This is a genomic window from Wolbachia endosymbiont (group B) of Apotomis betuletana (assembly GCF_947250475.1).
In the GTDB taxonomy this organism is placed as follows: domain Bacteria; phylum Pseudomonadota; class Alphaproteobacteria; order Rickettsiales; family Anaplasmataceae; genus Wolbachia.
The window spans coordinates 314,871-338,244 of sequence record NZ_OX366320.1; the positions used below are offsets into that span (position 1 = coordinate 314,871).

The following is a 23,374-nucleotide window of genomic DNA, read 5'->3' on the forward strand; positions in this document are numbered from 1 at the left end:
TAGCATAAGAAACTGCGAGCACATTTATATTTTAAATAATTTCTATACAATAAAAGTGTTGTATTAATTGTTACTGTTAGTGGGAAGAGTTTTTACTGTTAATGTGAATGAGTCCCTTTTTGATGTGCTGGTTCAGCACATATTTTCTGAATATGAAAGAGAAAAAATTCCCAAGATAAAGATCATACTTCCCTGCAAGAGGGATGTGATAGCATTGCTGAGTGCATTCAAGAATTACAGAACTATAATTTTGCCAGAGATAGTTTCACTAGAAAACATTGATGAAGAAGATTTAATATTAAATCTTGATAGAGTTAAAGTTATTAACCCGACAAAGAGAACGCTGCTACTCATTCAATTTATATTGGAGTGGAATAAAAAACACAATGATAGTTTTCCAATCGATCTAGTTTACAGTTTGCCGTCATTACTTCAATATACCCAAATAGCGGATTGTTATCAGCTTGATGAGCATTCGAAGAAAATGGAGAATTTCATAAACTTACTTATCAAAACTTGGAGTAACACTTTAAAAAATTTAGGAGTAGTAGATATACTAAAGCATAAGAGTGACTACATAAACAATATGATAGCCTCCCTGAAGAAAGATCAGCATATGATCTTTATTGGAATTGGAAAGGAGGAGATTTATAAGTTGTTGATTAAAGCTGTATACGACCTGCCATTTGGAAAGATAATTTTACCTAATCTGAATTTGAAAATTAAAGAGAAAGATTGGCAATCACTTGATAAAAAACATTATCAATATTGCCTGAAAGATCTGCTCGATTATTTAAGTATAGGCAGAGAGGATGTAAGTTTTCTGCCAGAAGCGTGTTCTGATGTCATTCCAGTGTCCAGACACTCGGATCCAGAAAACTTAACTTTAAATGAGTGCACCAGGTTGCTGTACAATAGAAACTGGATTCCAGTGTCAAGCACTGGAATGACATCATCTACTACTCAAATTACCTGCAAATTACAATGTTCGTACACTAAAAATCAGAGGGCTGTGATGACAGGCAGTCCTGAACTAGATTATGTCTTTGATACAACTGCCGATCTAAGTAAAGTTAGTAATGGATATATTGGCAATATTGAAGTCATCACTTGTGATTCCAGAGAGGAAGAAGCACAGGTGACGTCACTAATTATGGAGAATGAAGGTTATGAAAACGTTTCTTTGTTTGTTTTTGATAAATTACTTGCAGTTCGTATGGTGTGCCCCATATCGAAAAACTATTCTTATGTGACGCTTCTGCTTTATAGTATTGAGATTTTGAACTCAAAATGGAACGGTGTGGCATTGCTTTCTCTTCTTAAACATAGGCTAGTGACTTTTGGTTACGCTCAAGAAGAGTACACTCGTATTTTATCTGAGTTTGAGATAGAAGTATTGCGTAGCTTTGATATAAATGGTCTTAAGGATATTATCAACGCTATTAGTACTTGTAAAAAGCTAAGATATAAAGAAGATATATTAATTATTATCAGTAGATTAGAAACTATATTTAATCTTTTACTTAATCTTATAAATTATCCTATTTCTGATATAGCAGCAGCTCATTTACAGTGTGTTAATGTGCTTTCTAATGTGAATTTTCTAGAGCTAAATGGTGAAATAGGTAATTTTACTCGTGATTTCTTAAATGCATGTGACGGTATAGCAATTGAGTGTTCCTTAGAGTTATATAGTCAAATCCTGATATTATTTTTAAAAAGGAAGTTTTTTTCTCCAGAAAATAACTTTGATAAATTTAGCTTATATCAAAATAAAGTTGTAATACTTGCTGGATTTAATGATATACCAAATTTTCAGAATCCGTTTTTGAGTGCACTGAATAGAGAAAAATTTAACCTTCATTCTGTGCAAGAAGAGCAAGGGTACTTTTTGTATACTTTGCGCAATTTATTTGGTGCCGGCAAGGTTTATATTACGAGGCTAGTGAGTGATAGAAAATCAATTCTATTGCGCCGTTTGGAAGTTCTGTTACAAGAACCAAAATATCCTTATCGCAATTGGCTAAGAATATTAAATACACCTGAGTGCATTGTTCCATGTACTCAGCCTATGCCAAAACCTCAAGCCAAAGTCAGAGAAGAAAAAATGCAAGTGATGTCTTGCAGTGCGGTAGAAAAACTGATTCGTAACCCTTATTCATTTTATGTTGAATACATACTGAACCTTAGACAGTTGAAAGACTTAAATTTTAAGCCATCGATATTGGAGTTTGGCACTATGGTACACAATATTCTTGCAAGATATTTACGCAACGAAAAGTCGCTGATGAGTATTGCACGAGAAATATTCTCGTCTAATCGATTCCACTTTTCAAATATGTGGTGGGTAAGGTTGCAGAGGATAATTCAATCTTTTGTTGAGTTTGATAGGACTGGAAACAATCAAGTTGAGTTGGAGAAGAGCTTTTCCTATCCGATATTTCATATTCCAGCGCGTGACACACAACTGCGCGGATGCTGTACAACTTCCACTAAGAATAAGGGTGTCATCCCAGTGCTTGACTACTTGGATCCAGAAAATTTGATTGCAAATGAACACACCAGACAATTGTGTAATAAGAGCTGGTCAGATACTCGAATGACAGAAGAAATTTTATTGACAGCAAGATGTGATAGAGTTGAGTATCTACCAGGTGGGCAAGTAGCAATTATAGACTATAAACTTGGTTCACCACCTTCCAATGAGGAAGTTATGTCAGGATTTTTCCCGCAATTAATTTTACAAGCTTTAGCAGTGGAATACACAACAAAAAAAGAAGTCTCGGAGCTTGCTTATTGGAAACTTGATTATGATAAAATAAAGGTTATTGCTTTGAAAGATTATAGACAAAAAATGCATGAATTTCAGAATATTCTACCAGATTTCTTATCTAATTATTTAAGAGATACTACTCCCTTCATTGCCTCTCCTTATTTTGATAAATTCCTGAGATTTAACATCTACAAACAACTAGAAAGGATAGGGGAGTGGTTATAAATTATATCTCCTCTCATCCAGATCAAAATAGCTGGTTGTACAGCTGGTTTACTAAGTGCAGTAGGAGAATTACTAGATTGTGATATAGACTCATCTTTGCTAGACTCAAACAACCATAAAAAAACACTAAAAAGTGATTCAATCAATTTTAGCCATTAAAACTTGAATAGTGGCTAAAATAGCTTTAAATTGTATATTTATTTTAGGAGGGGTATATGCCATCACAAAAACAGCTAAATGCGCAGCTAATTGATGCTGCTAAAAAAGGACAGCTAGATTTTGTTCAGCAAGCTATACAGGGTGGAGCAATTATTAATACAATAGATGATGATTATGGGAGAACTGCTTTAATATGGGCTGCTGACAATGGTCAACTAGAGATATTACAATACTTGATAGAAGAGGGAGCAAATGTTAATGCAGAATCTCCGGGAAACATAACTGCTCTAATTCATGCTGCTGCCAATGGTCATCTTGAGGTCATACAACTTCTAATAGCAAATGGAGCTAATTTAAATGTGAAACATAAAGGTCAATTCCCTGCTCTAACATTTGCTATTATAAATGGCCATACGGAGGTAGCAAAGCTTCTAACTAGATATCATTTAATAGCTAATCTTGATATGTCAATACCTCGCTTGCCTCTTCCTACTTGCATACCAGAGTTATCATCTTATTGGTATGACTGTAAGGATGAGCTCAATAAAATGAAGGAAGAAGATAGTGAATTATATAATTTTCTTGTAAGTAAGAGAATTAATGAACAGGTAAGAATTTGGACAGAGAGTGAGACAATACGAAATATTTCACAAGATAGATTAAATATAGAATACTCAATCTATGCTAAAGATTTAACAGGTAAAATAGAATTAGTGATATTTTTTCTTAACAACAGGGAAATAATCAATTCTTTATCGCGGTATTATAAGGTAAGAATTCAAACAATTGATCAGGTAAAAAGGCTACTTGATCGTTTCACAAGAGAACATGTAGAGCTTGAAGTAGAAATTGTTCCAGCACAATTAAACTTTAATACTCAAGAGTTACAACCCCCTAAACTAAAAACATTATCATTTGCACAAATGATTAACAATCATGCAGGATTATTTTCAGCTGCCAAAAATGGTCAATTAGAAACAGTAAGATACCTGATAGAAAAACAGAAAGAAGATATTAATTCAACAGATCACTATGGAAGAACTGCTCTAATGTGGGCTGCTGGAAATGGCTATTTAGAGGTAGTACAGTACCTGATAGAAACAGCAAAAGCAAATGTTAATGTGAAAGATGGCTATGAAAACACTGCTCTGAATTATGCTACTAGAAACGGGCATTTAGATGTAAAAGAATATCTGAAAGGTTACATACAAAAAGAACTGCGGAAGAAATACGTCTGCATTGGCGTGAGTGGTGCAATAGGTTATGTTGCAGGTATGACAATATCATGTTCTGCGGGAGCAGCGATTGCAGTTTGTGCAGCATCAGCTACCATTAGTCTAGCGTTAGGTGCAATTTTTGGTTATACAGTTGTAGAAGTAAAAAAAGAGAAAGCAAACACAGGTATAGCTTCTGCGCTTAAAGATGTTTTCACTATTCAAGCTCTAAGTAGAATAGCCTTATAGAGAGTGAAAGTAGGTTTATTGCTGAAGGTTGCATGATTGCCTTAATAACAATAAAAAAATAATAGAAGCAAAAGATATGGCTTGAAAGTTTTCTAAGGTCTTAACTAAAAATGTCTCAACTTGACACTGAAATACAATTTGATTTAACTAATCATATATGTAGGTAATGTCAAACACTAGAATGAGGAAATATGGATAAAAAAGTTAGAATAGAATCAGATAGCTTAGGAGAAGTAAAAGTACCAAGTGAACATTACTGGGGAGCGCAGACTCAGCGTTCTTTGGAAAATTTCAAAATTGGTACAGAGAAAATGCCAGAGCCCCTGATTAAAGCGCTAGCAATAGTAAAACTTGCAGCAGCACGTGTTAACATGAAGCAGGGTAGCATAGATAATAGAGTAGGGGATGCAATCTGCTCAGCTGCAAAGGAAATAATAGACGGTAAATTTAATAATCAATTTCCACTTGTTGTTTGGCAAACCGGGTCTGGGACGCAGACCAATATGAATGTGAATGAAGTGATCAGCAATCGTGCAATAGAAATTTTGGGCGGTGATTTAGGTAGTAAATCTCCAGTGCATCCAAATGATCATGTAAACTGTGGTCAGTCATCAAATGACACTTTTCCAACAGCAATGCATATAGCAGTAGCAGAACAAATAGACCGCTTGCTTATTCCCAATCTTGAAGAATTATATAAAGCGCTAAATAATAAGGTTCATGAATTTAAAGATATAATAAAAGTAGGGCGTACTCATCTGCAAGATGCAACTCCTCTAACACTTGGGCAGGAATTTTCTGGCTATGCAGTTCAGATTAAAAAGGGAATAGAGAGAGTAAAGTCAACTCTAAGCAATGTATATGAACTTGCACAAGGTGGCACTGCAGTTGGCACGGGAATCAATACTAAAAAGGGTTTTGCTGAGGATTTTGCTAAAGAAGTGGCAAAAATCACTAATTTTCCATTTATTTCAGCAAAAAATAAGTTTGAAGCACTAGCAGCAAATGATGCTTTAGTTGAGCTCAGTGGAGCACTCAATACAGTAGCAGTAAGCTTGATGAAAATTGCAAATGATATAAGGTTACTTGGTTCTGGTCCAAGATGTGGAATTGGAGAAATAATTTTACCAGAAAATGAGCCTGGCTCTTCAATCATGCCGGGTAAGGTGAATCCAACTCAATGCGAAGCAGTGACTATGGTATGTGCTCAAGTTATGGGAAATCATGTTGCAGTGACAATTGGTGGCTCAAATGGTCACTTTGAATTGAACGTGTTTAAGCCGGTGATAATTTACAATGTTTTGCAGTCTATAAGACTTTTAGCTGATACAAGTTTAAATTTTGCAGAGAAATGCGTAGTTGATATTAAAGCAAACGAAGAAAGAATAAAGGATTTACTAAATCAGTCGTTAATGCTAGTTACTATATTAAATACGCATATAGGATATGACAATGCAGCAAAAATAGCGAAGCTTGCTTATAAAGAAAATATCACTCTAAAAGAAGCAGCAGCAAAACTTCAACTGCTCACTGAGGAGGAGTTTGAAAGGATAGTGAAACCAGAGGAGATGGTAGGTTAAACTACCACCTTTTTTAGGGTTCTGTCGCATTTGTAGGGAAGTAGAAAGAAGAATGATATAATTGTCTAAAAAAAAAGCAAAGATGTTTCGTATCAATCAAAAATTGTTGCCATATTTCAAAGGATTTAGCTTTTCAGCGGATGTTATCTGTATACATGAAATGTCGATTCTCTTTGAGCTATCGAGATTTGGAAGAAATGATGAGTATAAGGGGAGCAAAATGCTACGTTACAAAGGTGGGTTATCACCACTGATAGATGAGGCAGTAAGGAAAAGAAAGAAGCAGGTTGGTAGTAGTTGGAGAGACTTACATTAAATTAAACGGTAAATGGGTTTATTTATATACTGTAGACTTCCTCTTGTGTGTTAGTAGAGACAAGTCTGCAGCACTTGCATTCTTTCGTAAAGCCTTCAGGAGTAACTATCTTCCTGAGAAAATTGTAATTGATAAAAGCGGCAGTAATACTGCTGCTCTTGATGATTTGAATGCAGAAATTTCTGAAGATTACAGTTCTTCAAATAAAATATCTAAATAATATTGTTGATAGATTTATCAAAAAACTAATAAAGCCAATGCTTGGGTTTAAAAGCTTCCATTCCGCAAAAGACCTGCTGCGAATCAAGCGATAAAAAGAAGGAAAGGAGGGTGACTAAAATGAAGGTTAACTAAAAGGCGTGCTACAATACCAGCAATAATCTCAGGTTGTATTTTTTCTGAAAATTGCGGTAAACATGGGACATAATCTTTTACCTCACGGATCTTATTTTCTACTCTCATTCTAAATGATGCTAATCTTCTATTATGCTCTTTCTGCTCTGGAGTTAATGGCTTTTTACGATACTTTTTATATGGAATTATAACATTGCTTTGCAATTTTTGCCAACCTTGATATCCAGAATCGGCATGTTTTATGCTATCAAGTGGTTTCTTGTTTCCTTATGCGAAAATCACTACACGATATGGCTTTGACACTGATAACATTCTTCCTACTTCTTCGATTCAGTTTTCATGGTGTTGGTTCTTTTTTTCCTGAATATACTTTTTTTACTATCTTCTGGTCTCTGTATTTGCTTCTAAGAAACTTCCCATTAGTTATTCCTGTTGAACTAAGATATAACCGAATTCCTGTGCCTTTTTGATTAAATTTTTTACAACTTTCTCTTTGTAACGTGTTTCATAATAATCTATTCCTCTTTCTACATATTCTTGTCCATACTTCAACATACTATAAAAGATACATGCTAATTTCCTTGCCGTAGCAGTAATCGCTTTTGGTGCACCTAGTCGTTTTTTTAACCTTCTACAATATGCACCTATTCCGCTATTGCTTCTTGATACACAGTGAGCAGCCATTCGAAATGCATTCGCGGCACGATTAATGACTTTACGTGTTCTTGTGCTAAACACTTTTTCCCCTGTAATTTTATTAGCAGGGCTTAGCCCCAACCACGAAGTAAAATGCTTTTCTGATCGCCATTTATTATAGTTAATACCAACTTCCGAAATGATAGTTTGTACAGTTAGTATATCCAATCCAGGAATTTTGGTAAAATCTATACCAGTTACTCGATATAATTCTTCATGCAAAGCAAAGTTTGGTTTACTTTTTCTGTGCTTATTTTTCTCTTCACCTAACTTTTTACTCTCATCAGACTTTATCTCAAATGTTTTATAATATTCTTAAATGCTCCTGTCACATTCTGCTACTTTTTCCTGATAAATATTATATAGCTCAAATTCTTGCTTTAATGTAAATAGGTGTTCTTTTCTATAGTTTCCTGCTAATGCTTTTGCAATAACAGATTTATCACTTTTTATTCGTCCATCTCTTAGTTCAGCCAATTTTTCAGGATTATTCTCACCATCTATTATTGCTTTAATAATTTGCATTCCAGTTACACCAGTTGTATCGCTTATAACTTTATGTAGTTGAATATTCATTTGTGTTAGCGCTTTTTGCATACGCAAAGTATGTGTAGAAGCATTTTCAATTAAATTTTTACGTTGCCGAACATAACTACGCAATACACACATTTGATCATCTGGCCTAAATGACCCTTGGAGTAACCCGTAACTGTGTAGTTGTTGAATCCATTTGCACATCTGATTTTCTCCCAGGTACATTTTTAACATGTTTTGCGTTTACCAGTTTTACTTCAAATCCGTGTGATTCAAGTACTTGAAACAAAGGAATCCAGTACACTCCTGTTGACTCCATGGCTACTGTATTAACTTTACATTTTTTCAACCATTTTGCTATGTTGTAGAGATCTTCCGTAAAGCAGCTAAATTTTTGTATACGTTGTTCATCGCTTCCTTCGGGTACACATACATAATGTACAGCCGAGCCAACATCGATTCCTGCTGCATTAGATCTCTAATTTACTTTTGAACTTTGCCATTTTTAATCTCCATTATATAATAATCCATAATTGAGAAGTGCTTAAGCTTGGGACGGTTGAGTTATACATTCTTCTAATCGAGGTAGCCCAAAAGGCTCAATCAGTGGTTCGACCGTTCCTCCAAAGCCACGCTGTCCTACGGGCACTTAAGGCACCATTGCACAGTTCGGCTATAACTGCAAAAAGCTCTTCTCTACAAAATTATACATAAAATTTGCCATACACTCAGCTAGGAAGTTTCTTTTTGGTTTGACAGGTTTTATCTGTCCGGCGCTGTTCTGTAACATCAGCCAAAATCTTCAGTATTTTTTCTGGCGTCATACTTCTATCTTTTGTTATAGTCACTTTTTTGGCGAGTAATGGCTCTATTCTCTTAAGTAACCTACATACATTTGCGTTGTGTACATTGAATAGGCATCCTAAAAATCTATGCGTTATGTAAGTGCGATAGTACAAAATTACGCAAAACAACTTATCTTCCAGAGTTGGTAGTTTTGATCTTCTACCATGACACTTTTTCTGTTTTTCAAGTTTTTCCCATCCAGACCTCACTTTTTCCACCACCTTTTCGAACTCCTCTATAGTTAAACCTGTTATATTACGAAAGTTTCTTGGGTGTTTTTTCATATTATAGTAACTAAAGCTCATTTTTTTCCTTACTTGATCTGCTTATTCTTCTTCTACCTCTCTCACATCATTTTTTCAATCACCTTTTGCAGCAGGTCTTTAGAAGAAACAGATGTACAAGCTTATGCTGCTTCTACTCCAGAATCTACAGAGACAGAAAGTTCTTTTTTTAGTAACTTGTTTAGTATACTTATGAAGCCTTTTTCTTTAATAGGGTCATTTTTTGGTAATTTCTTTTCATGGTTGTTTGGATCTGATGAACCATCAACTGAATCTGATCAAATAATTGCACCAAGTAACTCAGGAGGAGAGGAGCTAACAAACTATCAAGAGGGTGATAATAATATTATATAATAGATTTCTTGCATAACTGGAATGCAAAGAAAAATCAGTTTCAAGTGGCCCGGGAGTGTTAAATAAACTGTGTCAAACCGAGAAGTAAAGTAATAAATTGATAAAAAAATGGAGGTTTGACAATGAGTCAAGCAAACACAACTACCGGTTTGGTAGACTATAAAGAATTAGAAACAAATATCTTATCATCTATACGAGAAGGAAGACCATTGACAGGAAGAGATGGAGCATTAACACCATTTATAAAAAAACTGCTAGAGGGAAGGCGAGATAGAAAACCATTTGTCAGCTGAAAGCGAAGAAAACAACCGAAGAAATTCAAAGACTTTACGGACAAGTATTTGAACTATTGACACCAAGAGATAGAGAAGGAAGTTTCGAGCCACAAGTAGTCAGAAAAAGGCAAACAACCGAACTTGAAGCAAAGGTTTTAAGTATAGCCCTTCTCATAATAGTCCAAAAAGAGTAAGATGGATTGATAGTAGTGGAAGGTAAGGATGCCAGTAGCAAATAGTTATGACTTAAGAAAAAAGGTAATGGAAGCATTGGATGAAGGAGAGAGTGGAGAAACTGTTGCCAAGAGATTTAAGATCGGAAAAACAACTTTATATGAGTGGAAGAAAAGACGTGAGAAAACGGGAGATTTTCAGTCAAAAAAGCCTGGAAGCGTGGCATAAAATTACCGACTGGAATGCATTTGCCGAATTTGCAAATGAGCAAGGTGGCAAAACTCAGTCAGAGATGCTGGGGCAATATTAGTAGACAAACAATTCATCGAGCACTTAAAAATATAGGATTCACAAGAAAAAAAAGACCTACAGATATAAAGAAAGAAATGAAGAAAAGCGAGCTCAATTTTCAAAGGTTATAGCAACAAAAGAACCTAAAGAATTAGTGTATATAGATGAGTCTGGACACTGAACCTATGGTTATTGCCAGAAAGGACAGCGGTTTTATGCCCTAAAATCTGGGAAGAAAACTCAACGAATTAGCATGGTTGCAGCCTTAAGTGGAAGAAAAATAATTGCTCCGTTAACCTTTGAAGGCCACTGCAATATGGATATCTTTAATAAATGGTTTGAGCAGTTTCTGACACCGATTTTGGAACCTGGACAAACTGTTATCCTTGATAATGCTACTTTTCATAAGTCTAATAAGATTTGCTAAAGGAGTTGGTGCAGAAATTTTATATCTTCCTCCATATTCTCCAGATTTTAACAAAATTGAACATTATTGGTTTGCTATAAAAAACAGAACCAGGAAAAACATTCCTTTATTCAAATCTTTTCGTCATGCTGTCGATTCTTCTTTCTTATGACCTTTTTGGACTATTATGGGAAGGGCTATAATTTTGTGATTATAACCTCCATTTCCAAGTTTTTTTGACTGAAAATCTCCTGTTTCTTTTCTTCTTTGCTGCCACTCCCATAACGTAGTTCTTCCAATTTTAAATCTTGCTGCCACCGTTTCCCTGCTTTCTCCTTCTTCTAGTGCTTCCATTGCTTTTTTTATAACTATATGCTGCTGGCATCCTTACCTTCACTACTATAAAACCTTATTTTACCTCGTTTGGACTATTATGAAAAGAGCTATACTTCTCGGTTTGACACAGTTTATTTAACACTCCCGAGAAAGATTATGCTATTTTTTTAATGAAATTTCTTGAGTGGTAGATTATTTTTTACAGCTCTAGCTGAGGTAGCTGTCACTACCTGAAATGTAACAAATAAAATACCAATCTTAAATATTGCTATATTTCACGATAGTTTCTCAACTTGACGCACATGCTTTTGGAACATTCTCATTTGTCAAATAGTTTCTGGCATGCTACACAATCTGTAATGCAGGTTTTAACTTACTTTTACGCAATATTGATCATTCTTGAAAAGCAATCTAACATTTTCTATTCCTTGATTACGAAGCTTTGATGCAGCTGATTTAGCTACTTGAGCGTTTACAAAAAATGCTACATATCCCTTACTTTCTGCATTGTTTTGTTTTGGGTGACGTTTCTGCATTTCTTTTTCATATTGCCTTTTGTAATGAGGAGTATTTTGTATCAATTGTTCTGACCTCTTTCTTAAGTACTCGACTTTTACCTTCGCAAGCCCAGACTTATGAAGTCCTAAAACTTGTGCTGCTTTTTCTGACAAGTCTATTATTCTACCTTCAACAAATGGCCCTCTATCATTAACTCTTATAACAAGCTTTCTTCCATTTTCTAAATTAGTAACACGAACAAAGCAGGGTAGGGGCAAGGTCTTATGTGCTGCAGAAATCAAGTGACGATTAAACACTTCACCGTTGGCTGTAATTGTGCCATGATCTTCTATTCCATACCACGATGCTATTCCTACTTCTTCGTAACAGCTACAGTATTTTGGGTGGTAGGTGATACCATTTATTGTATAGCTATTGCCAATTTTATAATGACCTGCAGTGTGATTACACCTATTGCTAAAACTACAACTACTCATCAAAACGAATATTAGACATAGAAAGGCTAGTTTTTTTATCATTGTACTTAGTGAAATGGTTCGATACCATGAGGATTTTAAATTATACTATAATAAATTTAGTAATAAGTAAACGTCTACTGCCAAATATGCACAGCACTAAAAAAGGTTCTGTCGCATCTATAAACCATAGGAAAGAAGATCATTAAAGGTGGGATTATAGGAGTTATGAAGCCATTAACATAGCAAAATTCTCAAAAGTAGAAACATTATTTTAATAATTCGTCTTTTTTGAATCATACGAATATTTTCTATGCCTGTGATGGTAATCTTGGCGGAATGGAAGCTTTTAAACCCAAGCATTGGCTTTATTAGTTTTTTGATAAATCTATCAACAATATTATTTAGATATTTTATTTGAAGAACTGTAATCTTCAGAAATTTCTGCATTCAAATCATCAAGAGCAGCAGTATTACTGCCGCTTTTATCAATTACAATTTTCTCAGGAAGATAGTTACTCCTGAAGGCTTTACGAAAGAATGCAAGTGCTGCAGACTTGTCTCTACTAACACACAAGAGGAAGTCTACAGTATATAAATAAACCCATTTACCGTTTAATTTAATGTAAGTCTCTCCAACTACTACCAACCTGCTTCTTTCTTTTCCTTACTGCCTCATCTATCAGTGGTGATAACCCACCTTTGTAACGTAGCATTTTGCTCCCCTTATACTCATCATTTCTTCCAAATCTCGATAGCTCAAAGAGAATCGACATTTCATGTATACAGATAACATCCGCTGAAAAGCTAAATCCTTTGAAATATGGCAACAATTTTTGATTGATACGAAACATCTTTGCTTTTTTTTTAGACAATTATATCATTCTTCTTTCTACTTCCCTACAAATGCGACAGAACCCTTTGACGTACTCAAAAAAAGAGAATAAAAGGTACCGATATTACGTATGCAACAATCACTTAAGGGGAAAGAATTGTGAATCAATAAACCGAACAATAGTAGCAGGAGAAGTGGAAAAAGAAATAATGAAGAAAGCGGAGCAGCTATATGAAAAATGGAGAGAAAAAGCAGAAGAGTGGAAAAATTTAAGTTTTGGAAAACAGAAAGAAGTAGTGAAAAAGTTAATAAGAACAGTATTGGTGAGAGAGGATGGAATAGAGGTGAGTTCTGAATCAGAGGAAAAATTTATACCAATGAAGAAGAAAGGAAACAAATGCACAGTAATCGAGCCAGAAGGAAAAACAAATAATGCGTTACTCAAAGCAGTGGTAAGAGCCCATCTGTGGAAACGGCAACTAGAAGAAGGAAAATACAGAAGTGTGAAAGAGCTGAGTGCCAAAATTAATATAGGTACAAGACGTATACACCAAATTTTAAGATTAAATTATTTAGCACCAAAAATTAAAGAAGATATAGTAAATGGAAGGCAGCCAAGAGATTTGAAGTTGGTTGACTTGAGAGAAATACCGATGCTGTGGAGTGAGCAGATGAAGAGATTTTATGGGTTTAAGCAAGCTGTCTGCCAATAAAAAATAAGATAAATGGGAGTGTTAAATAAACCATACGCGTCAAGTTAAGGAAATATCGTGAAATATAGCAACATTTGAGATGGGCATTTTATTTGTTACATTTATTTTTTTAGGGAGTTCTTATCTAGAAGAAGATGATTTTTTCAGAAGAATCTATAAATTAATAACTTTATTACTTAATATATAAAATAGTTTTTTTCGTTTCCTTTCTTCCTTATACCACTTTTCCTTAACTTGACGCGTATGGTTTATTTAACACTCCCTCTCAAAGAGGTGCTTTTAAAATGCTATTTGATTAATAACTTTACTGATATAGGTATGCCTATTTTCAAATTTGCCTCGTAAATTCCTTTCATTACTCCTCCTCATTCCTTGCCATTCAACAAAGCCTCCCAGAAGCACCATAAATACGCTTTTCAACACATATTTAATAGAGTTTGTGAAGAAAATGACACTGAACACCATTTGACAAAAGTCTTGGACAAATGGGCAAGTTGAACGTATGAATAAAACTTTTAAAAATGCTACAGTTAAAAAATATTACCACCGCTCACATCAGCAGCTCAAAAAGCATCTTTACAATTTTATGATGGCTTACAATTATGCTAGAAGAATTAAAACTCTTAATGGTCTTACACCTTTCGAATTTATATGTTTACAGTGCTCCTCATTTATTTACACTACCATCACACTCTGGAACCATGTATCTAAACTTCTGCTGAAACCTTACTGTAATTGTCCTTAGATTATCATTAAATAATATTAAAAATTTAAGCATCTAGACCCATCTGTTGTAAGAAGATAATGTTTTGCCAGTCAATATTATAAATTGACTATAGCATCTTGCTGACGGCTAAGATTTACGTTGACATCGTTAAGATAACTCTTAATGGCTGGCTGGTTATCTATTTTTCTCCTTTTAGTTTTTGTACTCTCTGTGTCTAGAAACCTTTTGTTTCCTAGCAGTAACTCTTCACTTGATACTGAAGAAGAACTTTCGCTATTTTTTTCTACATAAAGCTCTTTTAAGATTGAGACACCCTTAGCATTCAAATCAGATTTTTCAAATTGTAAGAGCGATTCTCTTTTTTCTACCTCATTTTTTAAATATGTTGATTTATCTTCATCTCTAGTAAACAACTTTTGTATAGCATATACAGTATCTAAAGTATCAAGATGATTTATCCCTATAACCTTCTCTTGTAATTCTTGCAATCGTTGAAGTTCTTGTAATGCTTTTTCTTTATCCTCTAAGCAACTATGTAAAACAGCTATATAAAACTTCACAGATAGTACGTTAGGATGATTATCTAAAAATCCATAATTTTTTTGTAGCTTCAGCACTTTCTCAAAATATTGCAATGCTTTCTCTCTTAATTCTCTTTGAATTACTTTTCCTACCTCTATTGCAACAAAATAAGGAGCCGGTTGTAAGTACTGACTACTCTCTTGATTTATCAGACACCGAGGCCAATGCACCATAAACAAGATAAAAACAAGCAAGAAGAGTTTAAAAGATACTGCAATAAAATAGTCAATTTCCACTCTAAAAGGGGGGTGTTTTTTTTGATGAATCACGATTTGGGACTCATTCAAAAATCGGACACGGATGGTTTAAAAAGGGGGTCAGAACGCAGGTTAAAATGAAAATTGGTAGACAAAATTTCTATATCTACAGGGCGGTAAATCCAAGAAGTGGTAAGAAAATTAGCCTACTTGCTCCATATGTAAACACTGATTGTATGAATATATTTCTGGAGCAAATGTCGAAAGATTTAGGCACGAAAGAAGCCTTTCTTGTAATGGATTGTGCAAGTTGGCATAGATCAAAAAGTTTGAAAATTCAGGAAAACATTACCATCATATACTTGCCTCCTTATTCACCGGAACTGAATCCTGTTGAAAGGTTGTGGCAATATATCAAATACAATACTTTACGCAATAGTATCTACGGTACCATAGGTTTACTTGAAGATGTTTTGTGTAATTTTATTGTTAATATTTCCAGCACTACTATTAAACGAGTTTGTAATGTTTCTTATTTGTTCGCTCAGTAATGGATTTTGGTATAAGTATTTCTGGCGCGGTAATTTCAGGTATTCTTGTTGTTTTTTTTGCCACTTGATAGAAGCTTTTCTGAAAGTTTTTCATCAGCAATGCGACAAAAATCTTCTATGAAACAGTAAAGTTCTGTAATATCTTTCTTCATGGGTAACCTCTTAATTATTGCTAAAATACTTGAGTTTACCCTATTCCTCTCTTTATTAATTCTACTTTCTAATCCATAACTGGGGTTATTAGTATGTAAATCAACACCTATATAACGCACAAATTTCTTCTTATTGAATACCCCAACATATCAGAGTAGAATATTATCAGTTGGTCCATTCTCCTATACGTAATCACTCAATTTTATAGGCCGCACGATGGTTTTCGGTGACAGAGGCAACTAACCTCCCTCACGAGGTCTTTTCCCTCCATACCGCAAAAAGCAGAAAGGTCCTCACAAAAATGTTCAACCTACCACCAGTGATATTTTGATGTAGCTCTCTATGAACTAATCGACTTCTTGGAGTATGTTTTTGAACTGATTAGAGAAGAAAATGATATGAATTGTTATTGCTTGGTTAGAAGGATGAGAAGGTATAATAACTCTTCAGAGTGTACTCTCTCTTCTTTTTATCTCTCGAAGTGATAAATCATATAGAGCGCTTGATGGAGTAAGAGAATTCCCCGGAAAAGCCTGTAACTTTCTCAATTTTTGTTCAAAAGTAGAACACTCACGTAATCGTACTCCTCTTTCCTGAGACAGCTCCTCTCCTACTGCATTAGGATGGGCTCCTTCCTGAGGCTGCTCTTCTACCACATTAGGACGGGCTCTTTCCTGAGACAGCTCCTCTCCTGCTACATTAGGACTGACTCCCTCCTGAGGCGGCTCCTCTATATTAATAGAGGCATCTTCTCTCACAGAAGATACTACCAGCTTCTCCTTCAAAAGCTCTAAATTTACTTTATAAGAAGCATTGACAGATTTAAATATAGCTTCCCTATCATCATAAGTGATCATATTAGCAAAATAGCAAAAAACTTTTGTGCTATCTAATTTTTCATATATATAGGTTTTACTATGCAAGTAAATAGTAGTTTTTATGATTTCACTTAAAAAATACATTTTTTCTCCCTCTTCCACATTATTCAGTAGAGACAACAGAATTTTAAAATCACTTGTTTCTACATCCCGCACAGCCAAAAGTGTAGCATATAAGATAGCATCCTTCATCTTCTCTTTATCAAAATCTTGATCTACTTTGTCTAATATAAACTTTACAAAATCAGTATTACCAGAAGAGATAGCACATCTAACAGAATGATATGACAAATCACTAAGGACCTTTTTTACATCACAACCCAGATCGGAAGCTAAAGAAAACACTTCTTTGAGCTCATTTTTATGAGCAAACCTTAATACATCCCATAAAAGACACTTGAATAACCTTTCTTTATTACAAGAAGATAGATGAGATTTACTCAATCTCATATTCCTTATTGTTTTTTTTATAAAATCTGTATTGAAATTCACATAATTTGAATCCCTTTGATCTACTAAAGATTTAAAAATTTTACCTTTACACTTGCCTGATATTTTATAGTATTCATCAACATCTGCATTCCAATTAGCTAGATTAACTAATAAATCTACTTCTCCTTCCTTACTAGTACGGGCTCTCTTCTGAGGCAGCTCCTCTCCCCCTGCTACATTAGGACGGGCTCTCTTCCGAGTAGGATTGACTCCCTCCTGAGGCTGCTCTTCTACCACATTAGGACGGGCTCTCTTCCGAGTAGGATTGACTCCCTCCTGAGGCTGCTCTTCTACCACATTAGGACGGGCTCTTTCCTGAGACAGCTCCTCTCCTGCTACATTAGGACTGACTCCCTCCTGAGGCGACTCCTCTCCTACTAAAAAACTAAATATCTTCCGCTTTATAGGTTCACTAAGACTTGTAAGCTTGCCAAAGTTACTCAACCTCATATCTCTGTTATTAGATAGTAAGTCTGCAAGTTCCTCATTACAATCAACACCTCTTTTTTCATGATTTTCTAAACATTCTTTTATCATTTTGACTGAAACTTTTTTTAGCAATAAGTTTACTATTTTAATATATTCTAAATCACCCAAGCTAAATACAACATTGAATATTCCTCTTTCAATTATAAACTTTCTTGCAACTTTCCTCTGCGATTGCGGAGAAAGTTTTTTGTAAAATTCTTGATACAACAAATACTCACCCGCACTCATCAGGTGATCAAATAGGTTGTAACCAAGGGAATCGGTAGAACATAGCACCTCAGGTACAAACATCACTACCTGCTTTGCATTGTCATGCATCTTATCTATTGTACTTATCTTCTCAATCAAACGACCAAGGATCCTTTTTTTTGTTTCTGAATCAGTTCTTCTACTGATGACTGTAAAAGTCAATGCATTATATCCATCATGTAATGAACGACGAGTAACATCAACGTAATCTCTTTCCAATAACACTTTTATGATATCCTCCTGTCCCAAATAACATGCAAGCATTAAAGGAACTATCTGTTGTTGTTCGCTATATTTATCAAAATTCCATTTCTTATTTTTCAAAGTTACCGCATAGATCGGCATATTCGATCCTTCTGACAATGCAGCTATAGTGTCTGGCGCACAACCTGCCTGCGAAAGACTATTATCGTATATTTCTTTGAATAATTTAGTTACCACAAAATACTTTTGCCCGCGGTACCCTAAACCTCTAGCAATCTCTTTCTCTAAAGAGAAAACATAATCATAATAAAAATCTTTTGCGCTATTATAACGTTGTGAAGGTGACTTGTAATTATCAGTGTAATGCAGGTAGATAGGAGTAGAATCTAATTTACGAGAACAATCTTGCTTATAATTAAAAAGCAGTTGATGACCAGGCAAAATTTCTCTACTTGTACTCAAGATGAAACAGGCATGTCTTTGAATCCTATTTAAAGTGGCAACAACATTACTGGTGCCTATCGATGCATGATTTAAGTAACTTACCCAGTTTCTTTCTTTCTCTGAATTTGTAGATATTTGTGAATAACGTTCCAGAGTACACTCGTTCATTTCCCTATTACCCGTTCCCAAGAAAGCTTTAGGAGATATTCTTTCTTGGGTATTCAAAAACAACCCATAAACCGTTTCTTCTTCTAAGCAGGCAATTTTTGCAAGTATAATACTAGAATCATTTTTCTCTACATTAAAGTCAGAATTTAAGCCCAATGCACGGTAATTATACTTAATTTGATCTTCAATACCTGCCTTGTACTTAATTTTGCCTTGTTCCTTAATTTGTTTTAACGTATACTTTTCTGGTTGGTCCTCATCAATAAGTATATTATCACTAGTGATTGGAGATTCTCCTTTCGTGCGCTTCAAATGACCTTCCACTCTTGTTTTGCCTAAAAGATAGTCCAGGTACCAATCTGAATGTAGTAAATTTTTTAATTCATCTGACAACTCATGAAAGACGGAAAGAGCTTTTTTTTCTAAATCATCATTTCGATGCTCACCAATAAAGTGTAGTCTGTATAATACCCTACCAATAGTCCTTTGGAAGAATTTTATCTCTACTTTGTCTTTCGTCAATTTAGATACTCTACCTAATATAGACAATATCTCAGTAGAAGATTTAACATCCTTCTGAAGACTATTTAAATTAGAAACCATTCTTAGCATACCTTGAGCAAGCTCCTTATTAATAATAGCATCTCTTTCTCCGTTTTGATAAATGAGATAAACAAGTGTACATAAAGAATTAACAAGAACACGAATACATAAGTAATTTTCATCGGAATAGCTACTATCTAATCGACAATCACCAAGGCCTTTTGTCAAAGAACGAATTAACTCACATAATAGGTCTTCATCTATCACTAAACCTGCATGGGTCAATCTAGATAAGCTAAAGACTGTATTCATAATGTATCGTATATTATGTTTTACAGGAGCGATGGCAATAGCACGAGCTGCAAGATCAGAAACACAATCATTGTAAATACTGTTATCAAAATTAGCATGAGAAAAACTAGCTGATCGTTGTTTACTTTCATATAATTTTGTTATCGCATTATAGATAGGAGCAATATCCTGAAACTTAAACTGCGCGGAGATTTTTTTTACATTTTTTATAAGCTTATCACTGAGGGATTGGACATTCTTACCCATTAGCATCTCTGATGACCATGTTGATAAGCAGACACAGATTTGAGCAATATTTTCAGGAAGACCAAATACTGAATTGTTTTTGAGCACCTTAAGATTAAAGATAGAAGCTATATAAACATCGCTCACTTCTTCTCCCTCAAAATCAAACCAAAAACCACATAACTGATTAAAACGCTCTTTAGCTTTCGCTCCTGTTCCATACAAGACACGAGATATTTCAACAAAACTTATTTTTTCATTCAATATACGTTCTAGATTTGGTTTTTTACCTCCCTCCTTATCAAATAAAGCATCATAAAAATCTTTAAATGCTTCTGCAGCCTTTGCTCCTGATCCACTTAAAATACTGGATACACTGGCAAAATCTATACCGCTATCTATTATATGACTTAGCTCATCTGTTTTCCTCCCATCTGACTTAAACAAAACACCGTGCAATTTCCTGAATGCTTCTGGAGAAACTTCTCCTTCTCCACCCAAAATGTTGAATATATCCCCAAGACTTATCTTGTGAAACAACATATCCTTTAGCTCTCGTTTCGGCTTTCTTTTATCATCAAACAAAACATGATAAAATCTCTTGAATACTTCTGGAGCCTTTATTCCTGCTTTACTTAATATATTGGATAGATCACATATAGTTATTTCATTTTTTAACATATCGTCCAGATCTTGCACCACAGCTCCATTACTATCAAAAAGAGCATACCGCAAGTCCTTAAAACAACTTTTAGCATTCAATCCTGATCCATATAAAATATCGGATATATTGTCCGGAGCCATTTGGTTGCTTAACATACATTGTAAATCCGCTTCTAGGTCCACTTCATTATCAGAAAAAGCATCATAAAAATCCTTGAGAATTTCTGGAGCCTTTTCTCCAGAACAGGCTAAAATATTGAAAAAATGAGTTACATTTAACTCTTGATCAAATATACACTTTTGATTTCCGCTCGAATCAAACAAAACATCATATAATTTCTTGAATGCCTCTGCAGCCTTTGCTCCTGATCCACTTAAAATACTGGACAAACTGGCAAAATCTATACCGCTATCTATTATATGACTTAGCTCATCTGTTTTCCCTCCATCTGACTTAAACAAAACACCATACAAATTCTTAAATGCTTCTGCAGCCTTTGCTCCTGATCCACTTAAAATACTGGACAAACTGGCAAAATCTATACCGCTATCTATTATATGACTTAGCTCATCTGTTTTCCCTCCATCTGACTTAAACAAAACACCATACAAATTCTTGAATGCTTCTGCAGCCTTTGCTCCTGATCCACTTAAAATACTGGACACACTGGCAAAATCTATACCGCTATCTATTATATGACTTAGCTCATCTGTTTTCCCTCCATCTGACTTAAACAAAACACCATACAAATTCTTAAATGCTTCTGCAGCCTTTGTTCCTGATCCACTTAAAATACTAGATATTCTAGAAAAAGCTATCCCGCTTTGTAATATATAATCCAGCTTGCATAGTTGATTGTCGTCCAAATCAAACAAAACATTACATAATTTCTTGAATGCTTCTGCAGCCTTTGTTCCTGATCCACTTAAAATACTGGACACATTGGTAAAATCTACACCAATTTTTAATATACGCTCTAACTCTGGTCTTTCTCTTCCCGAACTATCAAACAAAACATCATACAAATTCTTGAATGCCTCTGGAGCATTTGCTCCCACCCCTATAATATGGGAAAGGCTGGAAAAATTTATATCTATGTTTAATATACGCTCTAACTCTGGTCTTTCTCTTCCCGAGCTATCAAACAAAACATCATACAAATTCTTGAATGCCTCTGGAGCATTTGCTCCTGTCTCGGTCAAAATATGGGATATGCTAGAAAAACCTAACCTGCTATTTAATATACACTCTAGCCTACTTTTTTGATTTCCGCTCGAATCAAACAAAACACTATACAAATTCTTGAATGCTTCTGGAGCCTTTATTCCTGATCCGCATAAAATACCAGATATGCTAGAAAAAGCTATCCCGCTACTTAATACATTCGTTAGCTTATCTGTTTCTCTTCCATTAAAATCAAACAAAGCATCATACAACCCATTGAATGCTTTTGGAGCCTCTACTCCTGTCCTTTTTAAAATAGAAGATATGCTAGAAAAGTTCACTTTTCTTTTTAGCATATACTCTATCTTGCATCGTTGACTTTTATCCAAAGAAAACAAAGCATCATACAAACTATTAAATACTTCTGGAGCACGTGGTCCTAACCTAGCCATAATAGTCGAAATGCTCACAAAATCTATACCGATATCTAATATACGACTTAGCTTACCTGTTTCTTTTCCCTTCAAATCAAATGCATAGTAGAGCTCATAGAATACTTCTCCAATCCCAGCTCCCGCCGAAGATAGAATATTGGAAAGGCTGGCAAAATCTATACCCCTATCTGTCATATCAATTAGCTCATCTGTTTTCCTCCCATCTGACTTAAACAAAACATCATATAATTTCTTGAATGCCTCTGCAGCCTTTGCTCCTGATCCACTTAAAATACTGGACACACTGGCAAAATCTATACCTTCGTTTAGTATATGCTCTAACTCTGTTTTTTTTCTTCCCGAATCATCAAACAAAACATCATACAAATTCTTGAATGCCTCTGGAGCATTTGCTCCTACCTTATTCAAAATATGGGATATGCTAGAAAAATTTATCTCGCTACTTAATATACACTTTAGCCTACTTTTTTGATTTCCGTTCGAATCAAATAAAACATTATGCAATTTCTTGAATGCTTCTGCAGCCTTTGCTCCTGATCTACTTAAAATATTGGACAAACTGGCAAAATCTATACCTTCGTTTAGTATATGCTCTAACTCTGTTTTTTTTCTTCCCGAACCATCAAACAAAACATCATACAAATTCTTGAATGCTTCTGCAGCCTTTGCTCCTGATCCGCATAAAATACTAGATATGCTAGAAAACCTAATCCCGCTTCGTAATATATAATCCAGCCTGCATTGTTGATTGTCGTCCAAATCAAACAAAACACCATACAAATCGTTGAATACTTTTGGAGCCTTTACTCCTGATCCACTTAAAATACTGGATAAATTGGCAAAATCTATATCGCTATCTATTATATGATTTAGCTTATTTGTTTTCTCTCCGTCCGACTTAAACAAAATATCATACAAATTATTGAATGTTTCTGAAGCCTTTGATCCTGATCCACCTAAAATACTGGACAAACTGGCAAAATCTACACTTTTACTTAACATATTCTGTATTTTTTTGCTTTTATTATCAAAAAAGATCTTATGTAAATTCTTTAATTCATCTGCAGCCGCTGCCTTTGCTTTATTTATCAAGCTAAACACGAAAGATAACTTGAGACCGCTATTTGTAATACTTGATAGAATATTTGTGGCCTTTCCTTCCTTATCAAATAAAGCATTATGCAAATTCTTGAATGCTTCTGCAGCCTTTAATCCCGCTCCACTCAAAACGTTGGATATGCAAAAAAATCTCACCCCGCAATTTAACATACGACTTAGCTCATCTGTTT

General features: G+C 34.7%; 9 protein-coding genes and 10 pseudogenes. 10 read left to right on the forward strand and 9 right to left on the reverse strand.

Annotated elements, in window-relative coordinates; all coding sequences use genetic code 11:
• The first annotated feature begins 79 nt into the window (after window positions 1-79).
• The 4 genes and pseudogenes from OOK82_RS01460 to OOK82_RS01475 form a co-directional block, all read left to right on the forward strand.
• On the forward strand, window positions 80-2,998 hold the full coding sequence (locus OOK82_RS01460) for a PD-(D/E)XK nuclease family protein (protein ID WP_264686408.1): 2,919 nt from the start codon (window positions 80-82) through the stop codon (window positions 2,996-2,998).
• A 215-nt stretch (window positions 2,999-3,213) separates the two neighbouring features.
• A complete protein-coding gene (locus tag OOK82_RS01465; protein ID WP_264704319.1) occupies window positions 3,214-4,620 on the forward strand; it encodes an ankyrin repeat domain-containing protein in 1,407 nt (468 codons plus the stop codon).
• Window positions 4,621-4,811: 191 nt separating this feature from the next.
• Window positions 4,812-6,200, forward strand: a complete 1,389-nt coding sequence (gene fumC / locus OOK82_RS01470) for a class II fumarate hydratase (RefSeq protein ID WP_264704320.1) — start codon at window positions 4,812-4,814, stop codon at window positions 6,198-6,200.
• 82 nt (window positions 6,201-6,282) lie between these two features.
• Window positions 6,283-6,803: pseudogene (locus OOK82_RS01475) on the forward strand (IS6 family transposase); the annotation flags it as partial.
• A 16-nt stretch (window positions 6,804-6,819) separates the two neighbouring features.
• On the opposite strand, the gene OOK82_RS01480 reads toward OOK82_RS01475, so the two are convergent.
• From OOK82_RS01480 to OOK82_RS01490, 3 genes and pseudogenes are all read right to left on the reverse strand, one after another.
• Complete coding sequence (locus tag OOK82_RS01480) at window positions 6,820-7,074, reverse strand: transposase family protein (protein ID WP_264686406.1); 255 nt, start codon at window positions 7,072-7,074, stop codon at window positions 6,820-6,822.
• A 219-nt stretch (window positions 7,075-7,293) separates the two neighbouring features.
• Window positions 7,294-8,603 (reverse strand): annotated as a pseudogene (locus OOK82_RS01485) (IS110 family RNA-guided transposase).
• Window positions 8,604-8,840: 237 nt separating this feature from the next.
• A pseudogene (locus OOK82_RS01490) lies at window positions 8,841-9,251 on the reverse strand (helix-turn-helix domain-containing protein); the annotation flags it as partial.
• 171 nt (window positions 9,252-9,422) lie between these two features.
• Between OOK82_RS01490 and OOK82_RS01495 the strand changes: the two are divergent.
• From OOK82_RS01495 to OOK82_RS01505, 3 genes and pseudogenes are all read left to right on the forward strand, one after another.
• The gene (locus tag OOK82_RS01495) at window positions 9,423-9,584 is read left to right on the forward strand and encodes a hypothetical protein (RefSeq protein ID WP_264686405.1); all 162 of its coding nucleotides are present in this window, start codon (window positions 9,423-9,425) and stop codon (window positions 9,582-9,584) included.
• A gap of 122 nt (window positions 9,585-9,706) precedes the next feature.
• Window positions 9,707-10,020: pseudogene (locus tag OOK82_RS01500) on the forward strand (transposase); the annotation flags it as partial.
• Between the two features lie 61 nt (window positions 10,021-10,081).
• A pseudogene (locus OOK82_RS01505) lies at window positions 10,082-10,902 on the forward strand (IS630 family transposase).
• Between the two features lie 29 nt (window positions 10,903-10,931).
• Here OOK82_RS01505 and OOK82_RS01510 read toward each other — a convergent pair.
• The 3 genes and pseudogenes from OOK82_RS01510 to OOK82_RS01520 all read right to left on the reverse strand — a co-directional run.
• A pseudogene (locus tag OOK82_RS01510) lies at window positions 10,932-11,115 on the reverse strand (IS630-like element ISWpi11 family transposase); the annotation flags it as partial.
• Window positions 11,116-11,434: 319 nt separating this feature from the next.
• Window positions 11,435-12,103, reverse strand: coding sequence for a septal ring lytic transglycosylase RlpA family protein (locus tag OOK82_RS01515; protein WP_012481726.1), 669 nt, complete (start codon window positions 12,101-12,103; stop codon window positions 11,435-11,437).
• Window positions 12,104-12,266: 163 nt separating this feature from the next.
• Window positions 12,267-12,894: pseudogene (locus OOK82_RS01520) on the reverse strand (IS6 family transposase).
• A 67-nt stretch (window positions 12,895-12,961) separates the two neighbouring features.
• Between OOK82_RS01520 and OOK82_RS01525 the strand changes: the two are divergent.
• A pseudogene (locus OOK82_RS01525) lies at window positions 12,962-13,588 on the forward strand (recombinase zinc ribbon domain-containing protein); the annotation flags it as partial.
• A 408-nt stretch (window positions 13,589-13,996) separates the two neighbouring features.
• Window positions 13,997-14,333, forward strand: a pseudogene (locus OOK82_RS01530) (integrase core domain-containing protein); the annotation flags it as partial.
• 77 nt (window positions 14,334-14,410) lie between these two features.
• On the opposite strand, the gene OOK82_RS01535 reads toward OOK82_RS01530, so the two are convergent.
• Window positions 14,411-15,070, reverse strand: coding sequence for a tetratricopeptide repeat protein (locus OOK82_RS01535; protein ID WP_264704321.1), 660 nt, complete (start codon window positions 15,068-15,070; stop codon window positions 14,411-14,413).
• On the opposite strand from OOK82_RS01535, the pseudogene OOK82_RS01540 reads away from it, so the two are divergent.
• Window positions 15,044-15,645 (forward strand): annotated as a pseudogene (locus OOK82_RS01540) (IS630 family transposase); the annotation flags it as partial. The gene OOK82_RS01535 and the pseudogene OOK82_RS01540 overlap by 27 nt on opposite strands.
• A 35-nt stretch (window positions 15,646-15,680) precedes the next feature.
• Here the strand turns inward: OOK82_RS01540 and OOK82_RS07685 are convergent.
• Window positions 15,681-15,917: a hypothetical protein gene (locus OOK82_RS07685; RefSeq protein ID WP_406721504.1), complete on the reverse strand. Its 237-nt coding sequence runs from the start codon at window positions 15,915-15,917 to the stop codon at window positions 15,681-15,683.
• Between the two features lie 327 nt (window positions 15,918-16,244).
• Complete coding sequence (locus tag OOK82_RS01550) at window positions 16,245-23,354, reverse strand: SET domain-containing protein (RefSeq protein WP_264704322.1); 7,110 nt, start codon at window positions 23,352-23,354, stop codon at window positions 16,245-16,247.
• Window positions 23,355-23,374 lie beyond the last annotated feature (20 nt).

Excerpts from the sequence above, each read along its gene's own strand:
- OOK82_RS01465 (WP_264704319.1), top strand. The coding sequence starts at position 3,214 with ATGCCATCACAAAAACAGCTAAATGCGCAGCTAATTGATGCTGCTAAA.
- fumC (WP_264704320.1), top strand. The coding sequence starts at position 4,812 with ATGGATAAAAAAGTTAGAATAGAATCAGATAGCTTAGGAGAAGTAAAA.
- OOK82_RS01495 (WP_264686405.1), top strand. The coding sequence starts at position 9,423 with ATGAAGCCTTTTTCTTTAATAGGGTCATTTTTTGGTAATTTCTTTTCA.
- OOK82_RS01515 (WP_012481726.1), bottom strand. The coding sequence starts at position 12,103 with ATGATAAAAAAACTAGCCTTTCTATGTCTAATATTCGTTTTGATGAGT.
- OOK82_RS01535 (WP_264704321.1), bottom strand. The coding sequence starts at position 15,070 with ATGGTGCATTGGCCTCGGTGTCTGATAAATCAAGAGAGTAGTCAGTAC.
- OOK82_RS01550 (WP_264704322.1), bottom strand. The coding sequence starts at position 23,354 with ATGTTAAATTGCGGGGTGAGATTTTTTTGCATATCCAACGTTTTGAGT.